This is a genomic window from Mycobacterium sp. 852013-51886_SCH5428379, from assembly GCF_001665575.1.
Taxonomy (GTDB): domain Bacteria; phylum Actinomycetota; class Actinomycetes; order Mycobacteriales; family Mycobacteriaceae; genus Mycobacterium.
In genome coordinates, this window is record NZ_LZSU01000011.1 from 1 (window position 1) to 26,393 (window position 26,393).

General features: G+C 69.2%; 25 protein-coding genes. 5 read left to right on the forward strand and 20 right to left on the reverse strand.

Annotation, left to right across the window (positions count from 1 at the left end):
- The first annotated feature begins 133 nt into the window (after positions 1 to 133).
- Both A5757_RS02705 and A5757_RS02710 read left to right on the forward strand, forming a co-directional pair.
- Entirely contained in the window at positions 134 to 1,096 is a 963-nt protein-coding gene (locus tag A5757_RS02705; RefSeq protein ID WP_231983868.1) for a D-glycerate dehydrogenase, read from the forward strand.
- A complete protein-coding gene (locus tag A5757_RS02710; RefSeq protein WP_066828451.1) occupies positions 1,093 to 2,208 on the forward strand; it encodes a glycerate kinase in 1,116 nt (371 codons plus the stop codon). The genes A5757_RS02705 and A5757_RS02710 overlap by 4 nt, the downstream gene beginning before the upstream one ends.
- Before the next feature lie 4 nt (positions 2,209 to 2,212).
- On the opposite strand, the gene A5757_RS02715 is transcribed toward A5757_RS02710, so the two are convergent.
- The 8 genes from A5757_RS02715 to rpsB all read right to left on the reverse strand — a co-directional run bounded on the left by A5757_RS02715 (position 2,213) and on the right by rpsB (position 11,519).
- The gene (locus A5757_RS02715; protein ID WP_066828454.1) at positions 2,213 to 4,225 is read right to left on the reverse strand and encodes a primary-amine oxidase; all 2,013 of its coding nucleotides are present in this window, start codon (positions 4,223 to 4,225) and stop codon (positions 2,213 to 2,215) included.
- Positions 4,222 to 5,757 carry an APC family permease gene (locus A5757_RS02720; protein ID WP_066828457.1) on the reverse strand — a complete coding sequence of 512 codons (1,536 nt, stop codon included), beginning with the start codon at positions 5,755 to 5,757 and terminating at the stop codon, positions 4,222 to 4,224. The genes A5757_RS02715 and A5757_RS02720 overlap by 4 nt, the downstream gene beginning before the upstream one ends.
- Positions 5,758 to 5,782: 25 nt before the next feature.
- Entirely contained in the window at positions 5,783 to 6,505 is a 723-nt protein-coding gene (locus A5757_RS02725) for an ABC transporter ATP-binding protein (RefSeq protein WP_066828459.1), read from the reverse strand.
- Positions 6,506 to 6,508: 3 nt separating this feature from the next.
- Positions 6,509 to 7,075 carry an FtsX-like permease family protein gene (locus A5757_RS02730; protein ID WP_066828461.1) on the reverse strand — a complete coding sequence of 189 codons (567 nt, stop codon included), beginning with the start codon at positions 7,073 to 7,075 and terminating at the stop codon, positions 6,509 to 6,511.
- On the reverse strand, positions 7,072 to 8,214 hold the full coding sequence (locus tag A5757_RS02735; protein ID WP_082929294.1) for an FtsX-like permease family protein: 1,143 nt from the start codon (positions 8,212 to 8,214) through the stop codon (positions 7,072 to 7,074). Before A5757_RS02735 ends, A5757_RS02730 begins: the two co-directional genes overlap by 4 nt.
- 114 nt (positions 8,215 to 8,328) lie before the next feature.
- Positions 8,329 to 9,732, reverse strand: a complete 1,404-nt coding sequence (locus A5757_RS02740; RefSeq protein ID WP_066828475.1) for an amidase — start codon at positions 9,730 to 9,732, stop codon at positions 8,329 to 8,331.
- Between the two features lie 96 nt (positions 9,733 to 9,828).
- The gene (tsf, locus tag A5757_RS02745; protein ID WP_066828476.1) at positions 9,829 to 10,644 is read right to left on the reverse strand and encodes a translation elongation factor Ts; all 816 of its coding nucleotides are present in this window, start codon (positions 10,642 to 10,644) and stop codon (positions 9,829 to 9,831) included.
- Positions 10,645 to 10,664: 20 nt separating this feature from the next.
- Entirely contained in the window at positions 10,665 to 11,519 is an 855-nt protein-coding gene (gene rpsB / locus A5757_RS02750) for a 30S ribosomal protein S2 (RefSeq protein WP_066828477.1), read from the reverse strand.
- A 281-nt stretch (positions 11,520 to 11,800) separates the two neighbouring features.
- Here rpsB and A5757_RS02755 point away from each other — a divergent pair, with 281 nt between their 5' ends.
- Both A5757_RS02755 and A5757_RS02760 read left to right on the forward strand, forming a co-directional pair.
- A complete protein-coding gene (locus A5757_RS02755) occupies positions 11,801 to 12,289 on the forward strand; it encodes a M23 family metallopeptidase (protein WP_066828478.1) in 489 nt (162 codons plus the stop codon).
- Positions 12,290 to 12,386: 97 nt separating this feature from the next.
- Entirely contained in the window at positions 12,387 to 13,388 is a 1,002-nt protein-coding gene (locus A5757_RS02760; protein ID WP_066828479.1) for a TIGR03621 family F420-dependent LLM class oxidoreductase, read from the forward strand.
- Here A5757_RS02760 and A5757_RS02765 read toward each other — a convergent pair.
- The 6 genes from A5757_RS02765 to A5757_RS02790 all read right to left on the reverse strand — a co-directional run bounded on the left by A5757_RS02765 (position 13,367) and on the right by A5757_RS02790 (position 19,430).
- The gene (locus A5757_RS02765; protein ID WP_066828697.1) at positions 13,367 to 14,269 is read right to left on the reverse strand and encodes a tyrosine recombinase XerC; all 903 of its coding nucleotides are present in this window, start codon (positions 14,267 to 14,269) and stop codon (positions 13,367 to 13,369) included. The genes A5757_RS02760 and A5757_RS02765 overlap by 22 nt on opposite strands.
- A 41-nt stretch (positions 14,270 to 14,310) precedes the next feature.
- Positions 14,311 to 15,471, reverse strand: a complete 1,161-nt coding sequence (locus tag A5757_RS02770) for a lactate 2-monooxygenase (protein ID WP_066828480.1) — start codon at positions 15,469 to 15,471, stop codon at positions 14,311 to 14,313.
- 33 nt (positions 15,472 to 15,504) lie between these two features.
- On the reverse strand, positions 15,505 to 16,359 hold the full coding sequence (locus tag A5757_RS02775; RefSeq protein ID WP_066828481.1) for a siderophore-interacting protein: 855 nt from the start codon (positions 16,357 to 16,359) through the stop codon (positions 15,505 to 15,507).
- Positions 16,360 to 16,423: 64 nt separating this feature from the next.
- Entirely contained in the window at positions 16,424 to 17,554 is a 1,131-nt protein-coding gene (gene dprA, locus A5757_RS02780; protein ID WP_066828482.1) for a DNA-processing protein DprA, read from the reverse strand.
- Positions 17,554 to 19,062, reverse strand: a complete 1,509-nt coding sequence (locus tag A5757_RS02785) for a YifB family Mg chelatase-like AAA ATPase (protein ID WP_066828483.1) — start codon at positions 19,060 to 19,062, stop codon at positions 17,554 to 17,556. The genes dprA and A5757_RS02785 overlap by 1 nt, the downstream gene beginning before the upstream one ends.
- Complete coding sequence (locus A5757_RS02790) at positions 19,062 to 19,430, reverse strand: YraN family protein (RefSeq protein WP_066828484.1); 369 nt, start codon at positions 19,428 to 19,430, stop codon at positions 19,062 to 19,064. Before A5757_RS02790 ends, A5757_RS02785 begins: the two co-directional genes overlap by 1 nt.
- Before the next feature lie 159 nt (positions 19,431 to 19,589).
- Between A5757_RS02790 and A5757_RS02795 the strand changes: the two genes are divergently transcribed.
- The gene (locus A5757_RS02795; protein ID WP_066828699.1) at positions 19,590 to 20,438 is read left to right on the forward strand and encodes a DUF1206 domain-containing protein; all 849 of its coding nucleotides are present in this window, start codon (positions 19,590 to 19,592) and stop codon (positions 20,436 to 20,438) included.
- Positions 20,439 to 20,555: 117 nt separating this feature from the next.
- Here A5757_RS02795 and A5757_RS02800 read toward each other — a convergent pair whose 3' ends face one another.
- From A5757_RS02800 to A5757_RS02825, 6 genes are all read right to left on the reverse strand, one after another.
- Positions 20,556 to 20,954 (reverse strand): heme-binding protein, encoded by a 399-nt coding sequence (locus tag A5757_RS02800; protein ID WP_066828485.1) that lies wholly within the window; start codon positions 20,952 to 20,954, stop codon positions 20,556 to 20,558.
- A gap of 95 nt (positions 20,955 to 21,049) precedes the next feature.
- Positions 21,050 to 21,847 carry an acyl-CoA thioesterase II gene (locus tag A5757_RS02805; RefSeq protein WP_066828486.1) on the reverse strand — a complete coding sequence of 266 codons (798 nt, stop codon included), beginning with the start codon at positions 21,845 to 21,847 and terminating at the stop codon, positions 21,050 to 21,052.
- Positions 21,844 to 23,061: a CoA transferase gene (locus A5757_RS02810; RefSeq protein ID WP_066828487.1), complete on the reverse strand. Its 1,218-nt coding sequence runs from the start codon at positions 23,059 to 23,061 to the stop codon at positions 21,844 to 21,846. The genes A5757_RS02805 and A5757_RS02810 overlap by 4 nt, the downstream gene beginning before the upstream one ends.
- Before the next feature lie 20 nt (positions 23,062 to 23,081).
- Entirely contained in the window at positions 23,082 to 25,163 is a 2,082-nt protein-coding gene (locus A5757_RS02815) for a thiamine pyrophosphate-dependent enzyme (protein ID WP_369815907.1), read from the reverse strand.
- Between the two features lie 89 nt (positions 25,164 to 25,252).
- Positions 25,253 to 26,026 (reverse strand): HAD-IIA family hydrolase, encoded by a 774-nt coding sequence (locus tag A5757_RS02820; protein WP_066828489.1) that lies wholly within the window; start codon positions 26,024 to 26,026, stop codon positions 25,253 to 25,255.
- A gap of 41 nt (positions 26,027 to 26,067) precedes the next feature.
- The gene (locus tag A5757_RS02825; protein WP_011559372.1) at positions 26,068 to 26,373 is read right to left on the reverse strand and encodes a DUF2469 domain-containing protein; all 306 of its coding nucleotides are present in this window, start codon (positions 26,371 to 26,373) and stop codon (positions 26,068 to 26,070) included.
- Between the last annotated feature and the right edge of the window lie 20 nt (positions 26,374 to 26,393).

Here is a 26,393-nt window from a genome sequence, read left to right on the forward strand (position 1 = left end):
CGCGTCGTCTACGTCACCACCCGATGAACCCACCCACAAAGAGGGGCGCCCCACACCGGGGCGCCCCTCTTTCGCGTTGGGGCGGTCTCGGTGCGGAGCTCGGGCGGCTGCCCCTGCGGACTAGAGTCGGGCCGTGACCACGTCCGGGCATGTGTATGTGACACGGCTGCTCACCGACGGCGTGATGGACCGGCTGAACAGCCTCGGCCGGCCCGTGCGCATCGGGGGCGAGAACCCGCCCAGCCGTACGGAATTGGAGCGCGACATCGCCGGCGCCTGCGCAGCGGTGGTCACGATCACCGAACGCATCGACGCCACCGCGATCGCCGCCGCCGGATCGGGATTGCAGGTGATCGCCAACGTCGCCGTCGGATACGACAACATCGACGTCGCGGCGGCCGCCGCTGCCGGCGTGACGGTCACCAACACCCCCGGCGTTCTCGACAACGCCACCGCCGATCACACCTTCGCGCTGATCCTTGCCGCGACCCGCCGGGTCGTGGAGGGTGACCGCTTCCTGCGGTCCGGGCAGGACTGGATCTGGGGGCCGCGGATGATGGTCGGCCTCGACGTCAGCGCCGGCGCCACCCTCGGCATCCTCGGCTACGGCCGCATCGGTCGGGCCGTCGCCAGGCGTGCCCACGCCTTCGACATGACCGTGCTCGCCACGACCCGCAGCCGCACGTCCGGCGAGGAGGACGGCGTGCGGTTCGTCGACACCGACACCCTGCTCGCGGACAGCGATGTGGTGTGCGTGCTCACGCCCCTGACCCCGCAGACGCGGCATCTGATCGACGCGGCCGCGCTGGCGCGGATGAAGCCGACCGCCTACCTGGTCAACACCGCGCGCGGCGGCGTCGTCGACGAGGTCGCGCTCGTCGACGCGTTGACCACCGGTCGCATAAGTGGCGCCGCGCTGGATGTGTTCGAGAATGAACCCCATGTCGATCCCGCGCTCCTCACCGCCCCGAACCTGGTTCTCACCCCACACATCGCCAGCGCCGGCGCGGCGACCCGCGACGCCATGGGTGTGCTCGCCGTCGACAATGTCGCAACCGTGCTGAGCGGCCGTCCAGCGTTGACGCCGGTCCGATGAAGATCGTTCTGGCGCCCGACTCGTTCAAGGAGTCGATGAGCGCCGCGCAGGCCATCGAGGCGATGCAGGACGGGGTGCGTTCGGTCCTGCCGGACGCCGAGTGCGTGGGTGTGCCGATGGCCGACGGCGGGGAGGGGACGGTGGACGCCGTGGTCGACGCGCTCGACGGGGAGCACGTCACCGTCGAGGTCGGCGATGCGTTGGGGCGGCCTGTGGCGGCGCGCTACGGATATGTCGCCCACCGCCGGCTCGCGGTGATCGAGATGGCCGCTGCGTCGGGACTGGAACAGATCTCTCCGGATGATCGGGATGTGTTGCGTGCCAGCACGTTCGGTGTCGGTCAGCTGATCTCCGATGCCCTCGATCGTGGGGCGGTGGAATTCGTCGTCGGGCTCGGCGGATCAGCGACCAACGATGCCGGCGCCGGCATGCTGACCGCGTTGGGTGTCCGTCTGCTCGACGCGGCCGGCGACGAGTTGCCGCCGGGCGGCGCGGCGCTGGGCTGCCTGGACCGGGTCGACCTTGCCGGATTGGACCCGCGACTGGCCGATGTCGACATCCGGCTCGCCTGTGACGTCACCGCCCCACTGCTGGGCCCCCAGGGTGCGAGCGCGGTGTTCGGCCCGCAGAAGGGGGCCACACCCACCGACGTGAACACGCTCGACTCCGCGCTCGCGACGTTCGCGCGGGTCGTCGGGGCGTCACACGCCGATACGCCCGGTGCCGGTGCCGCGGGCGGACTCGGCTTCGCCCTGCTCGAATTCCTCGGCGCCGCTGCCCGTCCCGGTGTCGACGTGGTCGCCGAGACCGTCGGGCTGGAGCAGGCGCTGCACGGCGCACAGTGGGTGTTCACCGGCGAGGGCAGCGTCGACGCACAGACGATGCTGGGCAAGACGCCGTTCGGCGTCGCGCAGGTCGCCGGGCGCACCGGTGCCCGCGTCGCCATCTTCGCCGGCCGGGTGGCGCCCGACGCGTCGGTGCTCCTGGAGCACGGCGTCGACGAGATCGTCGGGATCACCGCCGAGGGCACGCCGCTGGAGCAGGCGCTGCGCAACGGCCCGGCCTCATTGGCGCGGGCCGCCGCGGAGTTCGTCCGGCGCCGGGTGGCCTGAGCGGCTACGACTCCCGCGCGACGTCGGCCACCGGCAGGGACGCATGCTGCGCGTGGCACGCCTTGGGCGGCGACGGCGGCAGGTCGAGTGCGGGGTTGCCGTCGAAGAAGCCGACCGGTTTGAGATGGAAACCCGTGTAGGCGCATGGCATCACCGGCCAGTCCTCCGGCCGCACCACGTGGTGGGCGCCGACGGTGTACCAGAGCACCACGTCGGCGTCCTCCAGCGGCGCGTCGTCGGCGATGTACTCCGGTAGGCCCTGCATATCGGCCGACTGGTACATGTAGTCGCCAGCGGCGAACTTCTCCGCCGGATCGTACTGCGTCACCCACAGGTTGTGCTGCACGAACCGGGCCCGGTCGTATATGTAGGAGCCTTCCTGCACCATCACCGGCACCACGTCCTTGGGTGTCAGCTTGTAGGCGACGGGGCTGCCGAGTTCGTTGACCTTCGTGGGATTGGCCACTTTCCAATAGCGTCCGGTCTGCCAGTTCCAGTCGCGGGCACCTTCCGATTCCGATGACACCAGGGTGTCACGGGTGATCCACGCGTTGTGGTGCGGGTTGAGGTCGGGATCGGGTTCCGGTATCGAATCCACCTCGTAGACACTGTTGTTCGGGCCGTCGATGCTCATGTCCAGCCGGAAGTTGAAGAAGTGCTGGTGATTCGGGCCGTAGAGACCGGGGGCGACCATCTTGCCCCAGCGTGGCGTCTCACCGTCGGCGACGGCACCGGTGGTCAGCACACCCGACAGCTTCACCTCGACCTCGATGGAGGCGTCGTTGTAGAAGTACCAGAAGAAGCCGTACTCGTAGTTGCCGACCGTGCAGATCATCGAGATCACCAGCCGCCGCGATCGGCGCACTTCGACCTCACCGGTCCGGAAATCGGTGTGTTTCCAGGAGATCCCGAAGTCCTCCTCGTGCATGCAGACGGCGTTGGGGATGGTGACGGCATTGCCGCTGGAATCGTTGACCGTCCCGTCGAAGTAGTGGATCTCACCGAGGCAGTCGCAGCCGAGGGTCAGCGGGTTGGCCGAGAAGCCCATGCCGACCTCGCCCATGTCGAAGACGTTCTTGTTCCAGTGCGTGGGCGACGTGTCGCCGTAGGGCACCACCATCTCCGACAGCGATCCGCGGTAGAGAATCGGTCGAGTCTCCCCCCGATCGGTGTAGGTGACCTCGTGCAGGGTGATGCCTTCACGAGGATTGAACCCGATACGCAAAGACCACTTCTGCCACTGGACCTTCCAGCCGTCCACGGTGAAACTCGGGCCGTCGGGCTGGGTGATCTCGATCGGTTTGACGTCGTCGCGGAACTGCGTGAACGCCGGTCGGTTGTTCGCGTCGAACATGAACTGCCCGGAGTAGTTGCCGGCTGTCGGTGGCAGCGGGACGACGCCGTGATCCTCGATGTCGATCACCGTCATCGCGTCGAGGTCGAACGTCACGATCAGTCCCTCGATTGGGCGTGCATAGCCGTGCTCCGACGGTGCGGCCCGAAGGAAGGTGAGCGGCCGGCAGATCAGCGGGGAGTCGTCGTAGTGGTCCTGGGCGCCGTAATACCCCGCCGGCCAGGGGTCGATCATCGCCAGCGAGAAGTCGGTGACCCCGCGTTTGCGCATCGCCTCCTGCCACCGCGGATCCTCCCGGACCTTCTCCTCCACCCCGGTCATGTGCTCGACGAGATAGGAGGGAAAGCGTCCCGGCACCGACGTCCAAGTGTCGATCACCCGGGCCCCGAGATCCACGACGGCCTCGTGCACCATCTTGGCTGCACCGTCGTACATCGATGCGAAGGCCCGGCGGGGTGGCTGCGCGCTGCCTTCATACGTCAGTTCCGGGGTCTTGGCCGGTTCGGCGAGCTGGATCATCACGAATTTCAGGGTGGGGGTGGCGTATTCGCTGTCGGTGATGACAGCCGCGGCGGTTTCGATCTCGGCGCCGGTGAGCGGGTCGAGGGGGTAGCGGGTGCCGCCGGCGTCGGCGGTCGAGGGCAGGGTGTCCTCCAGTGTCATGGGGTGGTGTCCTTCGTGTTGTTGGTGAGGTCGAACACGGCCAGATGGGCCAGCGAATCCTCCTGGCTGGTCTTGTGGGCCGACCGGCGGCCGAAGACGTAGACGACGAGGCCTAGCGCGAACATGCCGAGGCTGATTCCGCCGACCCACGTCATCCAGGTCGCCTGCGGCACATCGATCCACGGCGTGACGAACGAGTAGTAGATGCCGCCGGCGGTGGCGATCGATCCGACGATCACCACGGTCCACACCCCGGCCATGCCGCCGGGGATGCGCCAGAACTGTTCGCTGGCATAGCGATCCGCGTACTTCTTCCGCGCCACGATCAGCGGGATCAGGAAGAAGAACCCGGACAGCAGCCACACCGTGCTCAGGCCGCCCTGCAGGTAGATGGTGACGTTGGCCATGCTGCTCTGCGAGTACAGGCCGACCAGGATGAGCGACGAGATGACGCCCTGGATGAGGATCGCGGTCACCGGGTTGCGGGTCCGGGGGTTGAGGTGGGTGAAGATGCGGGGCAGGTGGCGTTCGAGTCCGGAGACGAAGATCAGTCGTGAGTAGGCCACCTGGTAAGTCATCAGAGCCACGATGATGATGCCGGCGAGTACGACGGCGCAGATCTCCATCAGGCCGGGGAAACCCGCGACGTCCAGCATGCCGATGATGCCGGTCACCGGGTCGATCTCCTCGGTCGGTAGCGCCATCATCGTGCCCAGCGTGGTCATCAGGTAGATGGCGACCAGAGCCGTCGAGCCCCAGAGGATCATCCGCGGACCGCTACGGCGCACCGAGAGGAACTCCGCTCCCATGTTGTACGGGGTCTCCACGCCGAGCAGGTAGAGCAGCACGGTGCCGTACAGGAACCCGGCGACGGCGAAGTTCGGGACCGTCGCCTCCGCCCAGCTGAAGGGCGTAGCCGAGCCGTTGTCGACGGCGAAGAGCAATCCGCAGACGAAGATGGTCAGCGTCAGGATGCCGTAGACGACGAAGACGACGTTCATGATGCGTTGATTGGCGGCGAGTTTCGCCAGCGCCAGCCCGATCACCGTCCACAGGATGACCAACTGCAGGATGATGCTCGTCATCAGCCCGAGTTCGGCGTGGAAGGCCAGCAGCAGGAACTGCAGCACCACCGCCGGGGACGATGCGGCGTTGAGGATCACCGGCACCCACGACAGGTAGCCGCCGATGAAGCCCCAGGTCTCCCCCATCGTGCGGTAGGCCCAGATGTAGACGCCACCCTGGCCGGGCCACAGGTTGCCCAGCTCGACGACGGCCATTCCGGCCGGGATGAGGAAGGTCAGGATGCCGAGCACCCACATCGGGATCGCCGTCCACCCACCGCCGGCCATCACCGACGATCCGGTGACCCAGCAGATGATGAAGACGTAGGCGGCGGTCAGCCCGAAGGTGCTCATCACCTTGGGCAGGATCTGTTCGGGCACCAGCTCGGTGGTCATGAGCTTGTCCCGCTCGGCGGAGCCGGCCATCTTGCCGGAGCCGGCGGGTGGCGCCGCTTCTGCTTGTGTCATTTCGTCTCTCCCACTGGGACTTCGGTCAGTTGACGATCTGTCCGTCTTTCATCCGGACGACACGGCTCGCTTCGTCGGCCACCGTGGGGTCATGGGTGCTGGCGACCACGGTGACGCCGAGCGTCGAACACAGGTCGCGCAGCATGCGCACCACCGTCTCCCCCGTGCGGTGGTCGAGGTTGGCCGTCGGTTCGTCGGCCAGCACGAGCGTCGGACTGCTGATCAACGATCGCGCGATCGCCGTGCGCTGCTGCTCACCGCCCGACATCTTGGTGGGCTGGTGGTTGATCCGATGGCCGAGCCCGACCAGTTCGAGCAGTTCGGTGGCGCGGGCGCGCAACGACTTGCGGTCGTACGGTTCGAACATCAGTGGTAGTTCGACATTTTCGACCGCCGACAGAAACGGGATGAGGTTGTAGCTCTGGAAGATGAACCCGATGGTGTCGTGGCGCAGCGCGGCGAACTGGCTCTCGGTCAGCGTGGCGGTGTCACGGCCTGCGACCCGCACCGTGCCCTTGGTGGGGCGGTCGAGACCCCCCATGATGTTCAGCAGCGTCGACTTGCCGCTGCCGCTGGGTCCCATCAGGCATACGAATTCACCTGGCATGACGGTCAATTCGGCAGCGACGAGGGCTTTGACGACCTCGTCGCCGAGTTTGTGCAGCTTCCACACGTCGTGGATCTCGATGACGGGCTGCGGTGGTGTCTGCACCCCGGCGACGTCGCTGCGTTCTTCGATGGCGGTCATGGGTCAACCTCCGGCGGTCAGAGAGCGGATGGGTGGGCGTGATGCGGCCGTCCAGGTGGGCACGATGCTGGTGGCCAGCGCCGCCACGATGCTGACGCCGACCGCGGTCAGGACGCCCCACACCAGACCGCCTCCCGCCACCCCGGCAGCCGCCAACCCGGTGACGCCCAGGACGACACCGGCGAGCGCGGCCAACGCGGCGGCGGCCACGGCGCCGAGCACGGCCGCGACGACCGGTTCGACGAGCAGGGCGATCACCACGGGCCGTCGCGGAATGCCGTTGGCGCCCAGCACCCCCAACTCGCGGGTGCGGTGGGCGACGGTGCGGGTGGTCGCGACGGCGACCTCGACGACGCCGACCAGCAGGACGGTGATCGCGATGAGGACGACGGCCCGGTTGATCTCGTCGGCGTGGCCGAGCGACGCGGATTGCGCCCGGATCCCCTCGGACATTCCGAAGACGATCACGACGAGGAATGCGCCGGTGGCGGTGGTGACCACCGGCAGCACCATCTCGCCGATCCGGCGGCGTGCGGACAGCCAACCGTAGGCGAGGCCTTTGGTGATCATCGCGACTCCAACAGATCGACAGGTTTCTGTTGCAGCAGCCGGTGCACCGGCACGAGCGCACCGACGATCGCCATCGCGGGGATGAACGCCGCGACCATTCCCGCGGCCTGCGCCCACGCCAGAGGCGTCGCGATGCCCGGGATGGCCAGTGCCACTGCGATTCCCGCACCGAGGACACCGACCACGTACGCGGCGACGAAGACGATCGCGGATTCGACGAGGAAGAAGTACAGCACCTCGTCGGCAAGACCGATGCTGGACATGATGCCGAATTCCCGCTTGCGCTCGGCGACCGCGGCGAGGAACGACGACACCGCGATCACGAAGCCCAGGCCCAGTCCGATGATCGAGATCAACCCGAGTGTCGAGCTGGTGACCTTGCCCGAGAACAGGGCCGAGAACTTCTGTTCGAAGGAGAGGGGGCCTGAGCCGCCGACGGTGTCGTAGACGAGGCCGTCGCCGCGCGGATCGGGCTGCACGGACGGATCGGCGGTCTGCGGCAAACCGACTGCGGCGCCGAATATCTGGGCGACATCGCGCCGGTCCCGGTCCTGCGGTGGGGCGTGGACGGTCCACCATCCGTTGTCGCCGACGACCGATGCGGCCAGCGCGCTCGCCACCGTCACCGACTGACCACCACCCGCCACGTCGACGACGAGGCGCTGTCCGTCGATGACCACGAACCCGCCGTCGGCGACGCCGAGTCGCTGGGCCGCCGGAGCCCCCACGATGGCCTGTCCACCGGGGACGTCGTCACGCCCACGCAGCGACACCGGCGTGCCGTCGATGTCGGTGACGCCGGTGATCGTGCGGGTGCCGGACCAACCCGCGGGCATGGTGATGGCCGGCGCGGGACCGTCGGCCACCAGGGCCTGGGCGTCGTTGTCGTAGTGGACGCCGGCGGCGGGCACCGCCCACAGCGCAGCGTCCCCGAGAACGTCGGCGACCGAATCCGCACCAGTGATGGCGAAACTCGCCGACACGGTCCGCACGACGGTGACACAGGCGATGGCCAGCGCGATGCCCAGCACCGACAACGCGAAACGTTCCGGCCTGCGTCGGATGTTGGCCAGCGCGAACCGGACAAGGCACCAGAAGGTGTTGCCGGACGACGGAGCGATGACCTGACTGGTCTCCACACCAGCGATGGTGGGATCGTGTTGTTTCACCCACCGCCGTCGGCGGTGTCGAACCGGTTAACTCGCCATGGGCGCGGTTACGTCAACGTGTCCCGGCCGCTACGGATTTCGTCGTCACCCGATCCGGGGCCAGGGTCTGGCCTCTTCCAGCTCGTAGGCCAGGCCGAGCAGGCGGGCCTCCTGACCGGCGGTCGAGCTGAACATCATGCCCACGGGGAGTCCACCCTCGGACACCCCGAGCGGCAACGAGATCGCGGGATCGCCGGTGGCGTTCTGCAGCGGCGTGAAGGCCACCCAGTCGACGAGCCGCTCGATGATCTGCTCGTAATCCGCGGTCGGGTCGAGATGCCCGATGCGTGGCGGGGCCTCGGCCAGTGTGGGCATCAGCACGACGTCGTAGTCGGCGGACAGGCGCTCGGTGATGCGCCGGATACGCGCCAGCCGAGCGGTCGCCAGGGGTAGCCGGTGCAGGTTGCGGCCGGCGAACCGCTCGAGGCCCAGCGTCAGGTTGTCCAGGCGGGTGCGATCGAAGCCGGGGCCGAACGACCGGCGCCCGCCCCGCACCAGGGCGAAGGCCAGAAACGCCCAGTAGAGCAGGAAGTCGTCCATGAACCGGGCGGGTACCGGGTTGCCGATCGGGGTGACGCGGTGCCCGAGTTCCTCTAGAAGCGCAGCGGTCTTCATCGTCTGCTCGGTCACATCTGAGGAAGCTTGGCGGGCAATGGATTCCGTGCACACCGCGATCCGCAACCGTGCCGGTGCGGGTCCGGTGACATCCCCGACGAGCGGCAGCTTGGGATTGCGGTACACCCGTTCCATCTCCCGATAGAACGCGGCGGTGTCCCGCACCGAGCGGGTGACCACGCCGTTGGCGACGATCCGTAGCGGCATCTGCCGCATGTCGCGGTCCAGCGGCAACCGGCCGCGGCTCGGCTTGAGCCCGACGAGTCCGTTGCACGAGGCGGGGATGCGAATGGAGCCGCCGCCGTCATTCGCGTGGGCGATCGGCACGACGCCCGCCGCGACGAAGGCACCGGATCCGGACGAGGAGGCACCGGCGGTGTGCTCGGGGTTCCATGGGTTGCGGACCGGGCCGAGGCGGGGATGCTCGGCCGAGGCGGAGAAACCGAACTCGGAGAGCCGCGTCTTGCCCAGCGGCACCAGCCCGGTGGACAGATAGTCGCGGGCGAAATCGCCGTCGAGCGCCGACGGCCGGGGCTCCCAGGCGTCCGTGCCGTTCATCGTGGGCATATCGGCGACCGCGACGTTGTCCTTGATGTAGGTGGGGACGCCGTCGAAGAACCCGCCGTAGGGGCGCGGCGCGTCGGCACGGGCGCGGGCGCGGTCGTACGCCTCGTAGGCCAGTCCGTTCAGGGCCGGGTTGACCGCCTCGGTACGTGCGATCGCCGCGTCCACGAGCTCCCGGCGCGACACCTCACCGTCGCGCAGGGCCTCGACGATCCCGACGGCGTCCCGGGCGCCCAGTGCGTCGTCACCGAAGGCGTTGATTCGTTCCATCCCGCTGACGGTACCAAGCCGTACCGCTCGGCCGGGTGCACCTACGCGAAAGCCCCCGGAACCGCCGCGTGGTTCCGGGGGCTTTGCGACGGTCGATCAGGCCTGGCCGACCTCGAAGCGCACGAAGCGGGTGACAGTGACACCGGCCTCGTCGAGCAGCGCCTTCACCGACTTCTTGTTGTCGGACACCGACGGCTGGTCGAGCAGCACGACGTCCTTGAAGAAACCGGTCACGCGGCCCTCGACGATCTTGGGCAGCGCCTGCTCGGGCTTGCCCTCGTTGCGGGCAGTCTCCTCGGCGATGCGACGCTCATTGGCGACGAGGTCCTCCGGCACGTCCTCACGGGTGAGGTACTTGGCCTTCAGGGCGGCGATCTGCAGCGCGACCGCGTGGGCAGCGCCCTGATCGTCGCCCTCGTACTCGACCAGCACGCCGACGGCCGGCGGCAGATCCGCGGCACGCTTGTGCAGGTAGGTCTCGACCTTGCCGTCGAAGTACGCGGCACGACGCAGTTCGAGCTTCTCGCCGATCTTCGCGCTCAGGTCCGCGATCAGCTGCTCGACCGTGGAGTCACCGGCCTTCGCTGCCTTGAGCGCGTCGACGTCCTGCGACTTCGACTCGGCGGCGGCCGTCACGATCTGATCAGCCAGCGCCTGGAACTCCGCATTCTTCGCGACGAAGTCGGTCTCGGAGTTGAGCTCGATCAGCGCGCCGTTCTTCGCGGCCACCAGACCTTCGGCGGTCGCGCGCTCCGCGCGCTTGCCGACGTCCTTGGCGCCCTTGATGCGCAGCAATTCGACAGCTTTGTCGAAATCGCCGTCGGAGTCGACGAGCGCGTTCTTGCTCGCCATCATGCCGGCGCCGGTCAGCTCCCGAAGTCGCTTGACCTCGGCAGCGGTGTAGTTCGCCATTTCAGCCTTCCCTGTATGCCCTATGGGTTCTGGGCAACGGTCGGTTCGGTTTGGATATCGGCCTCGGGGGTGCCGGGCTCGGCACCCGCGGCCGTCGGGGAAGCGGTCGCGGTCGCGCCGGCGAGCAGCTCCTGCTCCCACTCGGCGAGCGGCTCGGCGGCCTGACCGGCCTCGGCCTTGCTGCCGCCGGAGCGGGCCTGCAGACCCTCGGCGACCGCCGCGGCGATGACCTTGGTCAGCAGCGCGGCCGAGCGGATCGCATCGTCGTTACCCGGGATCGGGTAGTCCACGACGTCGGGATCGCAGTTGGTGTCCAGGATCGCGATGACCGGGATGTTGAGCTTGCGTGCTTCGGCGACCGCGAGATGCTCCTTGTTGGTGTCGACGACCCAGATCGCCGACGGGACCTTCTGCATGTCCCGGATACCGCCGAGGCTGCGCTCGAGCTTGTTCTTCTCGCGGGTCAGCATCAGGATTTCCTTCTTGGTGCGACCCTCGAAGCCCCCGGTCTGCTCCATCGCCTCGAGCTCCTTCATCCGCTGGAGGCGCTTGTGGACGGTGGAGAAGTTGGTGAGCATGCCACCCAGCCAGCGCTGGTTGACGTAGGGCATGCCGACGCGGGTGGACTCCTCGGCGATCGACTCCTGAGCCTGCTTCTTGGTGCCGACGAAGAGCACGGTGCCGCCGTGGGCGACCGTCTCCTTGACGAACTCGAAGGCCTTGTCGATGTAGGTCAGCGTCTGCTGCAGATCGATGATGTAGATGCCGTTGCGGTCGGTGAAGATGAACCGCTTCATCTTGGGATTCCAGCGTCGGGTCTGATGCCCGAAATGAGCGCCGCTGTCGAGCAGCTGCTTCATGGTCACAACAGCCATGGTTAGGCCAGTCCTTTTACTTGTCGGTTGCCGCCCAGCGTCGGGTGATGCCGGGCCCTGGTGACTGCGGGACGCCGGACCCGCCCGAGGGCGAGACCGCCGGCATCCGGGTACGAACCTCGTAGAGGTCGTGTGCAGACACGCGAAGTCAGCCCGCGCAAGCGAGCTGCAGCGAGAAGTTTACACCCTCAGAACAGGTGCTTTGTCCCCAGCGGGCGATGCCTCCACAGGTCGCGGCGCCGGGTCTGGCTCTACCTGCGTCGAGCCCGTGAACTGGGGTGATGCGGCTTCTCACGCTACTGCTGACACTCACCGTGGCGCTGGCCGCCCCGGTGGGCGCCGACGACGGTCGGCTGGAGTGGCCCCTGCGGCCGCGACCCGCGGTAATGCGGATCTTCGACCCTCCTGCGGTGAAGTGGCAGTCGGGACATCGGGGCGTCGATCTGGCGGCGCGGGAAAGTCAGATCGTCCATGCGGCGCGGGCCGGCACCGTGGTGTTCGCCGGGCAGTTGGCGGGTCGGCCGCTGGTGTCGGTGGCCCATCCCGGCGGGCTGCGGACCACCTACGAACCGGTCAGCCCGGCGGTACGCGCAGGTCAGCAGGTCGGGGCGGGCGCGGTGCTCGGCGCGGTGATGTCCGGGCACGCGGGCTGCGGGGCGGCGGCCTGCTTGCACTGGGGCGCGATGTGGGGGCCGTCGTCGCGAGCCGATTACGTCGATCCGCTGGGCCTGCTCGACGAGACGGAGATCCGGCTCAAACCGCTGCGCTGAGATACCTGAGGCGCCTCGAGTGTGCACCCATGGCGTCGAGCGTGCGCCCACGGCGAAGAAGCCGCCTGCGCCCCGCCCTGCGTACACACTCGACGCCATGGCTTCACACTCGATCGCGGACGACAGTCACCGCGGGCGCCGGCCGCGGTTCGGCCTGACGACTGCGCTTGCCCGCAACGGCGCCCAGACCCGGCAGTTCGCCCGCGCGGTGGAAGCCGCAGGGTTCGACGTGCTGACATTCGCCGACCACCTGATGCCCGCAGTCGCACCCTTCGTCGGAGCCACGGCGGCGGCGGTGGCCACCGAACGGCTTCGCGTCGGAACGCTGGTGCTGAACAACGACTTCCGCCATCCCGTCGAGACCGCGCGGGAGGCGGCCGGGGTGGCGATGGTCTCCGACGGGCGGTTCGAACTGGGGCTGGGTGCCGGTCACATGAAGTCCGAGTACGACGCCGCCGGCCTTCCCTTCGCCGAGGGCGCGGTCCGCGTGAGCCGTCTCGAGGAGTCGGCCGGCATCGTTCGCGCGCTCCTCGACGGGGTGGCCGTGGACACCGCCGGAGCGCACTACCGGGTGCACGCCGACGCCGGCGCGCTGTTGCCGCTACCCGCGCAGAGGGTGCCGATGCTGATCGGCGGCAACGGCGAGCGGGTGTTGAGGCTGGTCGGCCGCCTGGCAGACATCGCCGGTTTCGCGGGGATCACCCACAACCACGACGCGACGAAAGTGCGGTTGACGCACTTCGGGCCGGAGGGTCTTCAGAACCGCATCGCGGTGGTGCGCGACGCGGCGGGCGATCGGTTCGACCAGATCGAGCTGAACGCGCTGATCCAGGCGGTCGTCGTCACCGATGACCGTGCAGCCGCAGCGGCGGAGCTGGCCGCCGCCTTCGGCGGTGTGTCGGCCGAGGACCTGCTCGCGTCTCCGTTCGTGTTGCTCGGGAGCCATGCTCAGATGGCAGACGCGCTGACCGAACGGCAGCGCCGGTTCGGAGTCTCCTACTGGACGGTGTTCGACGAATGGGGCGGCCGCGCGTCGGCGATGTCCGACATGGCGGAAGTGATCGCGCTGCTGCACGATCAGGCCCGCGGATGGGCCTGATCGTGGACTGCCCGCAGCCGAGCCACGGTGACGTGGGTGTAGAGCTGCGTGGTGGCCAGCGTCGAGTGCCCGAGCAGCTCCTGGACGATGCGCAGGTCCGCGCCGCCTTCCAAGAGATGGGTGGCGGCGCTGTGCCGCAGGCCGTGCGGCCCGATGTCAGGGGCGCCGTCGACCGCGCCGATGGTCTGGTGCACGACGGTGCGGGCCTGCCGCGGGTCGAGGCGTCCGCCGCGGGCGCCGAGCAACAGCGCGGGTCCGGACTGCGGTGTGGCCAGGGCAGGTCTGCCGTCGGACAGCCAGGAGCGCACGGCCGTTTCGGCGGGCTCCCCGAACGGGACGGTGCGCTGACGGTTGCCCTTGCCGAGCACCCGCAGCACCCGTCGGGAGGTGTCGACGTCGTCGACGTCGAGGCCGCACAGTTCGCTGACGCGGATTCCGGTCGCGTACAACAGCTCCACGATCAACCGGTCCCGCAACGCCATCGGATCACCCTGTTGGGCACCGGAATTCGCTGCTGCCATCGCGTCAAGGGCCTGGTCGCGGCGCAGCACCGCGGGTAGGGTGCGGCGCGCTTTGGGCAGCTGCAGGCGGGCTGCCGGGTCGGTCGACATCAGTCCACGCCTGCAGGCCCATGCGGTGAAGGTCTTCACCGCCGAGGTGCGGCGGGCGAGGGTGGTGCGCGCCGCCCCGTCCCCCGCTTGCGCCGCCAGCCACGCGCGCAGCAGTGGCAGGGTGAGGTTGCGTGGACCCGGGTCGGGCACCCGCTGCGCGGCAAAGGCGAACAGCGACCGCAGATCGGCGAGATAGGCGCGACGGGTGTGAGCCGAGCGGCCACGTTCGAGTGCGAGGTAGTCGTCGAACTCCTCGAGTACTGCGTCGATCGCCGCCACACCCTTACCGTTGCGGCGGGCTCAGCGGCTGTCTAGCCGACGCGCCGCAGCGTGTCCGGGGTGAGATCGGCCAGGGTCGGATAGCCGTCGACCGCCATGATCAGGTCCGCCTCGGCGAGCAGCGAGCGCAGCACGTGCACCACACCCGCCTGTCCGCCGAGCGCCAACCCGTAGGCGTAGGGCCTGCCGATCCCGACGGCGGTGGCACCCAGTGCGAGCGCTTTGACGATGTCGGCGCCGTTGCGGATTCCGGAGTCGAACAGCACCGGCAGCCCCTGGGCGGCCTCGATGACGCCGGGCAGGCAGTCGATGGCGGGCAGCCCGCCGTTGGCCTGGCGGCCGCCGTGGGTGGAGACGTAGATGCCGTCCACACCGCCGTCGGCCGCCCGGCGGGCGTCGTCGGGGTGGCAGATGCCTTTGAGGATCAGCGGCAGGGTGGTCAGCGACCGCAGCCAGGGCAGGTCGTCCCACGTCAGCGGATTGCCGAACAGCGACACCCACTTCAGGATCGCGGCCTGCATGTTCTCCTCGGGCGGCTGCGCCAGCCCGGCGCGGAACACCGGATCACTCATGTAGTTCGACAGGCACTTGCCGCGCAGCTGCGGGAAGTTCGACGTCGACAGGTCGCGGGGCCGCCAGCCGGGGACCCAGGTGTCGAGTGTGACGACGATGCCTTTGTAACCCGCGGCCTCGGCGCGCTGCACGAAACTCGCCGCCAGGTCGCGATCGGTCGGGGTGTAGAGCTGGAAGAAGCCTGGGGTATCACCAAACTCGGCGGCGACGTCCTCGATGGGGTCCTCGGTGAGGGTGGAGACCATCATCGGCACGCCGGTCTGCGCGGCCGCCCGTGCGGTGACGAGGTCGCCGTGGCCCTCCTGGCCGCAGATCCCGATGACGCCGATGGGCGCCATGAACACCGGCGAGGGCAACCTCAGCCCGAACAGGTCGACCGAAAGATCGCGCTCCCGGGTGGCTCGCATCATCCGCGGCACCAGGCCGTAGCTGTCGAAGGCGGTGCGGTTGACGCGCTGGGTGCGTTCGTCGCCGGCACCCCCGGCGACGTAGGAGTACACCGACGGCGGCATCGCCGCTTCGGCGTTGGCCTCCCACTCCTCGAACGTCATCGGCAGGTTCGGCATCACGCCGGACAGGCCCTGTAGATAGATCTCGAACTGGTAGTCGCTGAACGCCATGGTGTTCAGCCTGCCATCGACGAGGGCCCGGGCTCAGGACTCCAGTTTGGCGAGTTGGGCTTTCCACTCGCGGAAAGTCTCCTCGGTGCGGCCGCGCCGCCAGTAACCCGAGATCGACGACGCCCATTTCGCCTCGACGCCGCGCTCTCTGCGGATGTAGGGCCGCAGGTTGTGCATGACGGCCTGGGCCTCGCCGTGGATGAACACCTGCACCCGGCCCGGCAGCCACGCCGTCTCCTTGACGGCCTGGATCAGCGGCGCGTGGTCCCCCGCTACCTCTTCGGGCACGAGGTCCGCGCGACCGCCCCGGTAAATCCAGGAGATGGACACTCCCTCGGGGGCGCTGATCGGAATCTGGTCGTCAGGGCCGGCGACCTCGATGAAGGCCTTGCCGACCGCGTCGGACGGCAGTGATTCGATCGCGGCGCTGATCGCTGGCAGGCCGGCCTCATCGCCGGCGAACAGGTGCCAGTCGGCGGCGGGGTCCGGTGCGTAGGCGCCGCTGGGGCCCATCAGGTACGCCGGATCCCCGGGTGCCACGGATGCGGCCCACGGTCCCGCGACACCGTGATCGCCGTGGACCACGAAGTCGATCGAGATCTCACGCCGTTCCCCGTCCACCTTGCGCACGGTGTACGTCCGCACGGTCGGCTGTTTGGTCTCGGGCAGCTTCTTGAAGCTGTCCAGGGTCAAGGGCCGCTGGAGCCGTGACACGTCGACACCCGCCGGGACGATCACCAGTTTCACGTACGCGTCGGTGAAGTCGTTGGGCGTGAAGGTGTCGAATCCGGTGCCCTCACCGCCGCCGCCGAACGTCACCCGCACCATGTGCGGTGCGATCTGCTCGCGGCGAACCACCTCGAACGTGTGCACGGGACGTCCAGCCACAACTCTCCTCCGCCTCGTTAGCTAACCTCATCGACTATACGAGCGGGTCACGCCCGATAGGGGCCTACCGTCGCGCGCTCAGCTGCCACCGTCCTTCCCGGTGCATCACCAGCCCGGCCATCTCCAACATCGCCAGCGGTCCCAGCACCCGATAGGCGGGCATGCCCGCGGCGACGGCGATCTCGTCGGCCGTGCGCGCCGCCCTGGCCGGTAACGCCTCGTAGACCCGGCGCTCGTCGTCGTCGAGACCGTCGAGTGGTGTCACCGGCCGCTCCTCGGCCGGCGCCAGCTCGCCGACCCGCCCGACCAGCTCGACGACCTCCTCGGCGCGACCCACCAGGTGCGCCGCACCGTCACGGATCAAGGCATGGCAGCCCATCGACACCGCTGACGTGACCGGCCCCGGCACTGCACACACCGGCCGGCCCAGCGCCGCCGCCCACCCCGCCGTGTTCGCCGCCCCGCTGCGCACCCCGGCCTCCACGACCACCGTCGCCCCCGACAACGCGGCCACCAACCGGTTACGCGTGAGGAACCGCACCCGCGTCGGCCGCATCCCCGGGGGATACTCACTGATCACCAGGCCGTCCTTCGCCACCCGTCCGAGCAACGCGGTGTGACCGGCGGGATACGGCACGTCCACACCTCCGGCGAGCACGGCGACCGTCAGCCCCTCACAAGCCAGCGTCGCCCGGTGCGCCGCCCCGTCGATACCGAAAGCGCCACCCGACACCACCGCGACGTCGCGGGCCACCAGACCCGCCGCCAGATCCGCCGCGACGTGTTCGCCGTACGCCGACGCCGCCCGCGTCCCGACGATGGCCGCCGCCCGCCCCGTCACATCGTCGAGTCGTAGGTCGCCGAGCACCCACAGCGCCATCGGCGCATACCCGTGGGGACGCCTGCGCACCTGGTCCCCGCCGAACGCGACGAGGCTCAGCAGCGGCCACTCGTCGTCGTCCATCGTCACCAACCGCCCACCCAAACGTTGCGCGGTGACGAGATCATCTTCCGCACAATCGATCTCGCGCCGCGCGGTGGTGTGCCGCAGCACGTCGGCCGGCGCGGTACCACTACGCACCTGTTCGGCGGCGGCGATGACGCCCTCGTCGGCGATCAACGTGGCCAGAGACGGACACGGCGGTTCGGCCACCCGCGACAGATACGCCCATGCCCGCATGTGCTCGGTCGCCATCAGGCACCCCTCGGCTGACGAAAGCTCAACGCGATGGCCACGTCGTCGCGGGTCGGTGATACGCGGCCGCCGAGATCGGCCAACGTCCACGCGACGCGCAGTGACCGGTCCATGCCACGGATGCTCAACAACCCGCGATCCAACGCGGTGGTCACCGGTTCCATGGCTTTTTTACCGAGCCGGAATCGGCGGCGCAGCAGCGGACCGCCGACTTCGGCGTTGGTCCGGATGCCGTAGGGATGCCAGCGGGCGGCCGCGGCCGCCCGGGCGGCGGCCACCCGGGCTCGCACTTCCGCGGTCGGCTCGCCGGTTTCTGGTGCGAAGGCGTCGGCGCGCGCGGGGTGCATCTCGACGCGCAGATCGACCCGGTCGAGCAGCGGACCGGACAACTTGCCCAGATACCGCCGCTTCACGGTGCTCGGACACGTGCAGTCCCGCGGATCGGGCGGCGCGCACGGACACGGATTCGCGGCGAGCACCAGCTGGAACCGGGCCGGGTAGCGGGCGACGCCGTCGCGGCGCGCCAACCGGATCTCCCCGTCCTCCAACGGTGTGCGCAGCGCTTCGAGTGCGGCAGTGCCGATTTCGGCGCATTCGTCGAGGAACAGGACGCCGCGGTGGGCCCGGCTCACCGCTCCTGGCCGCGCCAGCCCGGACCCGCCGCCGACGAGCGCGGCAACGGTGGAGGTGTGGTGCGGCGCGACGAAAGGCGGCCGGGTGAGTAGCGGCGCGTCGCCGGTCAGCAGCCCGGCCACCGAATGGATCGCGGTCACCTCGAGCGCCTCGTCGTCGGCCAGCGGTGGCAACAGGCCGGGAAGCCGTTGCGCCAGCATGGTTTTCCCGACGCCGGGCGGACCAGTGAGCATCAGGTGGTGCGCTCCGGCGGCGGCCACCTCGACGGCGTAGCGGGCGTGGGTCTGACCGACGACATCGGCCAGGTCCGCCGAATCGTCGGGTTCGGCCGGCCTGGCGGAGATCCTCGGGTCGAGTACGCCGTCGCCCTCCAGCCAGGCGCGGAGCTGGCTGAGCGTGCGTACCCCGTACACCTCGATGCCGTCGATCAGGCTGGCTTCGGCGAGGTTGGCCAACGGCACCGCGACCGCGGGCCAGCCTTCCCGCTTGGCCGCGAGCACCGCCGGTAGCACGCCCTTGACCGGGCGCACCCGCCCGTCGAGCGCCAACTCCCCCAGCAGCACCGTCTTCTCGAGCCGGTACCACTCCTCCTTCCCGTGCGCACACATGACGGCCGCCGCGAGCGCCATGTCGTACACCGATCCCATCTTCGGAAGCGTCGCCGGTGACAGCGCCAGGGTGAGCCGCGTCGCCGGCCATTCGTTGTCGCAGTTGGTGATCGCCGCGCGGACCCGGTCGCGCGACTCCTGCAGGGCGGCGTCGGGCAGCCCCACCAGATGCACCCCGGGCAGCCCCGAGGTGATGTCGGCCTCGATCTCGACGATCACCCCGTCGAGACCGACGACCGCCACGGAGAACGCCCGCGCGAGCGCCATCAACCCACCCCTTGGACGTGGGTGATCTCCGGGGTGGCGCTGCGGCGGAGCCGGATACCGATCACGTCGAGGCGCACCCCGTCCCACCGCTGGTGCTGACCGGCCAGCCACAGCCCGGCGAGCCGCCGTAACCGCCGCACCTTCTGCGGCGTCACCGCCTGCTCCACGCCGCCGAACCGATCGCTGGTGCGCGTCTTCACCTCGACGAACACCACCGTGCGCGTCGCCGGATCGCTGGCGATGACATCCAGCTCCCCGTGTCGGCACCGCCAGTTCCGGTCGAGCACCACCAGGCCCATATCCGTCAGATGCTCGACGGCCAGCTGTTCACCGTGCGCCCCGATCGCCGCCCGTGTCTGTGAGGTCATAGGGACACTGTGGCCGTCGCGACCGACGCGGAGCGGCCGTCGGGCCGAGTTGTCCACAGCGGCGGATCCATCCCCAGCCGTTGCGTTTCGCGTCCGTCAAAACGCGGGTATACCGGCCCGACATCACCGATGCTGCACCGACGCAGGAGGTTCATGACCATGAGCGCCAGACCCGGTTCCGGGGGTGTGCAAGGCAACATGCACGGCGCCGTCGACCGCGCCACCAACAGCGACGCCTTCGAGAACGCGGCACGGGTCGGCTTCGCCGCCAGCGGCGTCGTGCACCTGCTGCTGGCCTACATCGTGCTGCGGATCGCACTCGGTGGCGGCGGGAACGCCGACCAGTCCGGGGCGCTGGCCACCCTGGCCAGCCAGACCGGCGGCCGGATCATGCTGTGGATCGTCGCGATCGGCCTGTTCGCGCTCGCGTTGTGGCACCTGGCCGAAGCGGTGGTGGGCAGCAAGCCCAGCGAACGCTCGGGCCAACCGTCCGGGGATGACGACTCCCCGGCGTGGAAACGCGCGAAATCGATCGGCCTGGCGATCGCCAACGCCGCGATCGCACTGTCCGCGATGCGGTACGCCATGGGCAGCGGAGAGTCCGACGGCCAGCAGAACTCCGGAATGTCGGCCCAGCTGATGGGGTCGGGCTTCGGCCGGTTCGTGCTCATCGTGATCGGCATCGGCGTCGCCGCCGTCGGCGGATACCACGTCTACAAGGGCGTCAAGAAGAAGTTCTTCAAGGATCTGCGGGTCTCGGGCGGGACCGGTATCACCGCCGTCGGCGTGGCGGGCTACGTCGCCAAGGGACTGGTCCTCGCCGGCGCCGGGATCCTCGTCATCGTCGCCACCCTGCAGTCGGACCCCGCGAAGGCTTCCGGCCTGGACGCCGCGGTCAAGACCCTAGGCGAAGCGCCGTTCGGCAAGTTCCTGCTCATCATCGCCGCGATCGGCATCGCCGCCTACGGCGCCTACAGCTTCGTGCGCAGCCGCTACGGCCGCATGTAGCTCGTTGTAGCCCACACGATCGACGCCCGCAGTGAAGTTGCCTTCACTGCGGGCGTCGTCGGTGATGGTGGCTTCACTGGCGGCCGCGTGAGGCCGCGCCGAGCCACGCACCAGGAGCTAGCTGGCCAGCTCGTCGAACAGCAGGTTCAGCTGCGACGGGGACACGTTGTACCCGCACTGGTTGCGCTGATTGACCAGCGGCTGGGCGATGTTGCGCAGATCGAGGTACTCGTTGGGATGGGCCTCGAAGTAGCTGCGCACCGTGGACTCGGCCTCGCCGGCGGGCAGCGTGGCAGCCCGGGTGAGGACGTCGTTGGCGCCCGGGTGGGTGTTGAGGTATCCACCCGCCGCGTTGAGCACACCGCTGGCGGTGGTCGCGAAATCGCTGGCGTTGCACGCGCCGGGCTGTGCGGCGGCCGTCGGCACCGCGATGGTCGCCGCGGCGATCCCGCCGAGCATGCAGCCGGCGAATGCGCTGCCGATTCCGCGGCGTGCCGTCGTGGTTGAGATCTTCATGGAGTCACTCCTCCGTCGTAGTAGGGAACCAGTCGCTATCCCCCGCGACCCGAACTCCACGTACCCAGGAAACGACGCGTCAATCTCCGCGGGCGTCAGCGCTCGGCGATCAGACCCTCCTGCACCAGCGTCGCGGCGACCACGCCGTCGGCTCTGACCAGCGACGACGTGACCAGACCCCGGCCCCGTGCGGCCGCGGGAGACGTCGACTCGAGAAGGTTCCATTCGTCGGCGCGCACCGCCTGGTGGAACCAGATCGACGAATCCGTCGTCCCGCTGCGGTGGGTGCGGGCACGCATCGAGTGCCCGTGCTGCTGCAGCGCGGGGTCGATGCCGTAGACGTCGGTGACGTACACCGCGACGAGGGTGTGGATCAGCGGATCGTCGGGCAGCGGCACCGTCACTCGCCACCACAGCTGCCGGACGAATTCGCCGCCGGTCCGGTCGTCGACGATGCGGATGTCGAGTTCGTCGAGGGGTAGCGACGGTGCGGGCCCGGCCGGACCCGTGCACTCGAGCGTGTTCGGGTCGATACCGGATGCCGGCCGCTTGCCGTGTTCGGGGCCCGCCATCGGAGCGGCGAACGAGACCGTCGCGATGGTGAGCAACCGCCCGTCCTGTCGTGAGTCCACCCGGCGGGACGCCGCGGTGCGGCCGTCGAACACCGGGGTCACGTCGTAGGCCACCGGGTCGCCGGCCTCACCGCCGCGCAGGAACTGCAGGTGCATGTTGGTCGGCGGCCGCCCCGCGTCGACGGTGCGGGCGGCAGCGGCGAGGCTCTGCGCGGTGAACTGCCCACCGAACGACCGCTTACCGGCGGGGCCGCTCGCCGGCCCGATCCAGGTGTCGCCGTCACCGGGACTTACTGTGAGGAGATCCAGAAGACGACTCACTTCACCGAACCCGTTGCCACCGTGCCAAATTCGCGTAGCCCGCTGACCGCCCGCGCATCCATACCCAGCCACTCTGTCAGCACCTCGGCGGTGTGGTCACCGAGTGCGGGAGCCGCGACCGCCGGCGCATAGGTCCCGTCGAACGCCACGGGCAGACCGGGCGCGCGGTGCCGGCCGATCCGCGGCTGGTCCAACTCGATGAACAGCGGATTGTCGGTCACCCGTTCGTCTTTCACGATGTCGGCGAAGCTGCGGTAGCGTTCCCACAGCACCGACGTCTCCGACAACGCGGCGGTCACCTCGTCGGCGGTGTGGCTGGAGAACCACACGGTGAACAGTCCGGTGAGGGCATCGCGGTGCCGGAAGCGCTCACCTTCGTCGCCGAGGTCGGCGCCGAGCGCCTCACCTAGCGCCGCAACGGCTTTCGACGTACCGGTGACTTCACTCAGATCGCGGAAGTGCCGGTTGGTCAGTGCCACCACCATGAATGCCGCGCCGTCGCTGCTCACGAAGTTCTGCCCGTAGGTGCCGAACAGGGAGTTGCCGAGGCGATTGCGGGGCACACCGTTGATCATCACCTCGGTCAGGAAACCCAGATTGCCGGCGGTGGCGAGTGCCACGTTCTCCAGCGGGATACTGATGCGCGCGCCGATGCCGGTCGCGTCCCGGTGCCGCACCGCCGACGACACGGCGAGCGCGGCGTACAGACCGCAGGCGACGTCCCAGGCGGGCAATACGTGGTTGACGGGGACGGCGAGTTCGGCGGGTCCGGTGACCTGCGGGAACCCGACGGCCGCGTTGACGGTGTAGTCGACCGCGGTACCGCCGTCGGCGCGGCCCGACACCTCGACGTGGATGAGGTCGGGTCGCTGGGCGACCAGGGTCTCGTACGAGGACCACTGCCGCCCAGCGGCATTGGTGATGAGGATGCCGGCGTCGGCGATGAGGCGGGCGACCAGCTGCTGGCCATCGGCCGACCGCATGTCGACGGCGACCGATCGTTTGCCCTTGTTCAGCCCCGCCCAGTAGATGCTGTCACCGCCGTCGGTGACCGGCCAGCGCCGGTAATCGGCCGCCCCGCCCACGGGGTCCACGCGGATGACGTCGGCGCCCAGCTGCGCCAGTGTCATACCCGCCAGCGGTACCGCGACGAAACTGGAGATCTCGACGATGCGCACACCGGCCAGCGGCCGGGCGGGATCGGCGTCAGTCATCCGCTCAAGCTAGCAAGCGGTCACTCACGCATGAGTTCAACGGCGGCGGCCTCGATGGTGTCCTCGCCCAACAGCACCTGCAGCGCCGCGTCGCCCAGGGGGATGAAGCTGTCGGCGCTCGCCACCCGCACCACCGGCCCGGTGAATCCGCCCGCGATCAGCGAGGCGACCACCCCCTCGCCGACGCCACCGGTCTCGCGGGTCTCGTCGACGACCAGGACCCGGCCCGTCACCGCGGCCTCGCGCAGAATGTCGTCGACGGGCAGCGGCGCGAGCCAGCGCAGATCCACCACCCGCGCGGCGATTCCGGCCCGCGCCAGCCGTTGCGCGACGCGCAGGCTCATGTAGACGCCGTTGGCGAAGGTGAGAATGGTGAGGTCCGCCCCGTCGCCGTGGGTGCGGGACCGGCCGATCGGGGCGGGTTCCCCCGGCGGGGCCAGCCACTGCCCGTCGCCGTCCTCATACAGGTCGCGGGTGTGATAAAGCGCGATCGGCTCGAGGTAAACACACACGGCCCCAGCGCTTTGCGCGGCCGCGACACAGGAGTGCAACATGGCTGCGGCGTCGTCGGGTCGGGCCGGGGAGGCGATCACCACTCCGGGGATGTCACGCAGGGCGGCGATCGAGTTGTCGTTGTGGAAGTGGCCGCCGAACCCCTTCTGGTAGCCGTAGCCGGCGATCCGCACCACGAGAGGATTGCGGTACTGCCGGTCGGCGAAGAACTGCAGGGTGGCAGCCTCGCCGCGGAGCTGGTCCGCGGCATTGTGCACGTAGGCCAGGTACTGGATCTCCGGAATCGGCAGCAGCCCCGAAACACCTGCGCCCAGCGCCAATCCGAGGATCGCCTGCTCGTCGAGAAGGGTGTCGAACACCCGCGCCCGGCCGAAGCGGCCCTGTAGTCCGCGGGTGACGCCGTAGACGCCGCCCTTGCGGGCGACGTCCTCTCCGAAGAGCAGCACTTCGGGACACCGGTCCAGGACCTCCCCCAGCGCGCGGTTGATCGCCTGGGCGACGGTCATCGGTGCGGCCCCGGCGGTGGGCGGCGGTTCCGACGAGGCGGCGATCGCCTCGGCCAGGCTGTCGCGCAGCGGTCGCAGCACGGCGGCCGGACTGCTCAGCTGCGGGCAGTCGGCGACCTCGTGCGCCAATTCCATGACCCGCCGCCGCGTGTCCTCGTAGCGGTCGAGCACCTCGTCCGGGGCCAGGACACGTTCGCGGACAAGCATTTCCGCGGCGCACAGCACCGGATCGCGTCCGTAGTCGGCGGTGATCTCCTCCGCGCGGCGGTAGGCCTGCTCGTAGTCCGACCCGGCATGGCCCATCAGCCGCACCGTGGTCAGGTGCAGAAAGGCGGGGCGCCGCTGGGTCCGGACCCACGACGCCGCCGTCCGCGCGGTCTCGAGTGCCGCCACGAGGTCGGAGCCGTCGGCGGCGAAGTAGGCAAGGCCCTCCCTGTCGGCGTAGGTGCGGGCGACCCAGTTGCGCGGGGTCGGGGTGCTGATGCCGATGCCGTTGTCCTCGCACACGAACAGCACCGGCATCGGCATGCCCTGATAGGCGGTGTGCATCGCCGCGTTCAACGCTCCGACTGCCGTGGAGTGGTTCGCCGAGGCGTCCCCGAAACTGCAGACGGTCACCGCGTGTGCGGGCCAGGGACAGGCGAGGCCGAGTTTGGCGGCGCGTGCGGTGGAGAACGCCACCCCGACCGCGCGGGGCAGGTGCGAGGCGATGGTGCTCGTCTGCGGGATGATCGCCAGATCCGCACGGCCGAACACCTTGTGGCGCCCACCGGAGATGGGTTCCTCAACGGCGGCGACCAGTCCGAGCAGCACGTCGCGCAGGCCGCGGGTCGGGCCGTCGTCGACCTGCGCCGCCCGGGCGAGGAAGAAACCGCCCGAACGATAGTGCAGCAGAGCGGGATCGGTGGGCCGCAGTGCGGCGGCGACGGCGGCGTTGCTCTCGTGTCCGGACGATCCGATGGTGTAGAAGCCGCGACCCTCGGCGCGCAGCCACCGGGCGGCGAGATCGAGATGGCGGCTGCCGAGCGCAACGTCGAAGAGTGCCAACGCTTCTCGCACGGTGACTGCCGCATCGTCACGCACGACGTCGTCCTCAACCCGGCGGGCTCCCGGCGGCGCGGTGAGCGCCGCGACCCTGGTGCGGAAGTGGTCGTCGATCGGTTCGGTGGCGCTCACACCAGATCGATGGCCTCGGCGATCGACGGCAGCACCCGGCTTGGCCGGTAGGGATAGCGCTCGACGTCCTCGACGCTCGTCGAACCCGTCAGCACGAGAATGGTGTCCAACCCCGCCTCGATGCCGGCGACGACGTCGGTGTCCATCCGGTCGCCGACCATCACGGTGCTCTCGGAGTGCGCCTCGATCCGGTTGAGTGCGCTGCGGAACATCATCGGGTTCGGTTTCCCCACGAAGTACGGTTCACGCCCCGTCGCCCTGGTGATCATCGCCGCGACCGATCCGGTGGCGGGCAACGGTCCCTCGGCCGACGGTCCGGTCACATCGGGGTTGGTGGCGATGAACCGGGCGCCCCCGAGGATCAGCCGGACCGCCTTCGTGATCGCCTCGAACGAGTACGTCCGGGTCTCCCCCAGCACGACGAAGTCCGGTTCCACATCGGTCATGGTGTACCCGGCCTCGTGCAGCGCCGTGGTCAGGCCGGCTTCGCCGATCACGTATGCCGAGCCGCCGGGCAGCTGGTCGTTGAGAAACGTCGCCGTCGCCAGGGCCGACGTCCAGATGGACGACTCGGGGACGGTCAACCCGGATCGGGCCAACCGGGCCGCGAGGTCGCGCGGGGTGAAGATCGAGTTGTTGGTCAGGACCAGGAAAGGCCGCTCACGTTCGACCAGCCGCGCGAGGAACTCGGCCGCACCGGGCAACGGGTGTTCTTCGCGGACCAGGACGCCGTCCATGTCGGTGAGCCAGCACTTGGGGGTCGAGCGCACGAGACCAGTCTGTCAGCACTGACAAGGGCGTGAGCAGAAATTCACTCCGGGAGCCGCAGCTCCGGCTTCTCGACCTCTTCGATGTTGACGTCCTTGAAGGTGATGACGCGGACCTGCTTGACGAAGCGCGCGGGGCGGTACATGTCCCACACCCACGCATCGGCGAGCCGAAGCTCGAAGTACACCTCGCCATTGGCGTTGCGCGGCACCATCTCGACACTGTTGGCGAGATAGAACCGGCGCTCGGTCTCCACGACGTAGCTGAACTGTCCGACGATGTCCTTGTACTCGCGGTACAGCGAGAGCTCCATCTCGGTTTCGTACTTCTCGAGATCCTCGGCGCTCATCTGTCCTGCTGTCCTTCGTG

Bases quoted from the DNA above. Each gene is read 5' to 3' on its own strand.
- A5757_RS02795 (WP_066828699.1), top strand. From the start codon at position 19,590: ATGAGCGCCAGACCCGGTTCCGGGGGTGTGCAAGGCAACATGCACGGC.
- A5757_RS02710 (WP_066828451.1), top strand. From the start codon at position 1,093: ATGAAGATCGTTCTGGCGCCCGACTCGTTCAAGGAGTCGATGAGCGCC.
- dprA (WP_066828482.1), bottom strand. From the start codon at position 17,554: ATGGCGACCGAGCACATGCGGGCATGGGCGTATCTGTCGCGGGTGGCC.
- A5757_RS02760 (WP_066828479.1), top strand. From the start codon at position 12,387: ATGGCTTCACACTCGATCGCGGACGACAGTCACCGCGGGCGCCGGCCG.
- A5757_RS02770 (WP_066828480.1), bottom strand. From the start codon at position 15,471: ATGGCGTTCAGCGACTACCAGTTCGAGATCTATCTACAGGGCCTGTCC.
- A5757_RS02740 (WP_066828475.1), bottom strand. From the start codon at position 9,732: ATGGAACGAATCAACGCCTTCGGTGACGACGCACTGGGCGCCCGGGAC.
- rpsB (WP_066828477.1), bottom strand. From the start codon at position 11,519: ATGGCTGTTGTGACCATGAAGCAGCTGCTCGACAGCGGCGCTCATTTC.
- A5757_RS02785 (WP_066828483.1), bottom strand. From the start codon at position 19,062: ATGGCGCTCGCGCGGGCGTTCTCCGTGGCGGTCGTCGGTCTCGACGGG.
- tsf (WP_066828476.1), bottom strand. From the start codon at position 10,644: ATGGCGAACTACACCGCTGCCGAGGTCAAGCGACTTCGGGAGCTGACC.
- A5757_RS02715 (WP_066828454.1), bottom strand. From the start codon at position 4,225: ATGACACTGGAGGACACCCTGCCCTCGACCGCCGACGCCGGCGGCACC.
- A5757_RS02790 (WP_066828484.1), bottom strand. From the start codon at position 19,430: ATGACCTCACAGACACGGGCGGCGATCGGGGCGCACGGTGAACAGCTG.
- A5757_RS02720 (WP_066828457.1), bottom strand. From the start codon at position 5,757: ATGACACAAGCAGAAGCGGCGCCACCCGCCGGCTCCGGCAAGATGGCC.
- A5757_RS02755 (WP_066828478.1), top strand. From the start codon at position 11,801: ATGCGGCTTCTCACGCTACTGCTGACACTCACCGTGGCGCTGGCCGCC.
- A5757_RS02825 (WP_011559372.1), bottom strand. From the start codon at position 26,373: ATGAGCGCCGAGGATCTCGAGAAGTACGAAACCGAGATGGAGCTCTCG.
- A5757_RS02730 (WP_066828461.1), bottom strand. From the start codon at position 7,075: ATGATCACCAAAGGCCTCGCCTACGGTTGGCTGTCCGCACGCCGCCGG.
- A5757_RS02810 (WP_066828487.1), bottom strand. From the start codon at position 23,061: ATGACTGACGCCGATCCCGCCCGGCCGCTGGCCGGTGTGCGCATCGTC.
- A5757_RS02725 (WP_066828459.1), bottom strand. From the start codon at position 6,505: ATGACCGCCATCGAAGAACGCAGCGACGTCGCCGGGGTGCAGACACCA.
- A5757_RS02800 (WP_066828485.1), bottom strand. From the start codon at position 20,954: ATGAAGATCTCAACCACGACGGCACGCCGCGGAATCGGCAGCGCATTC.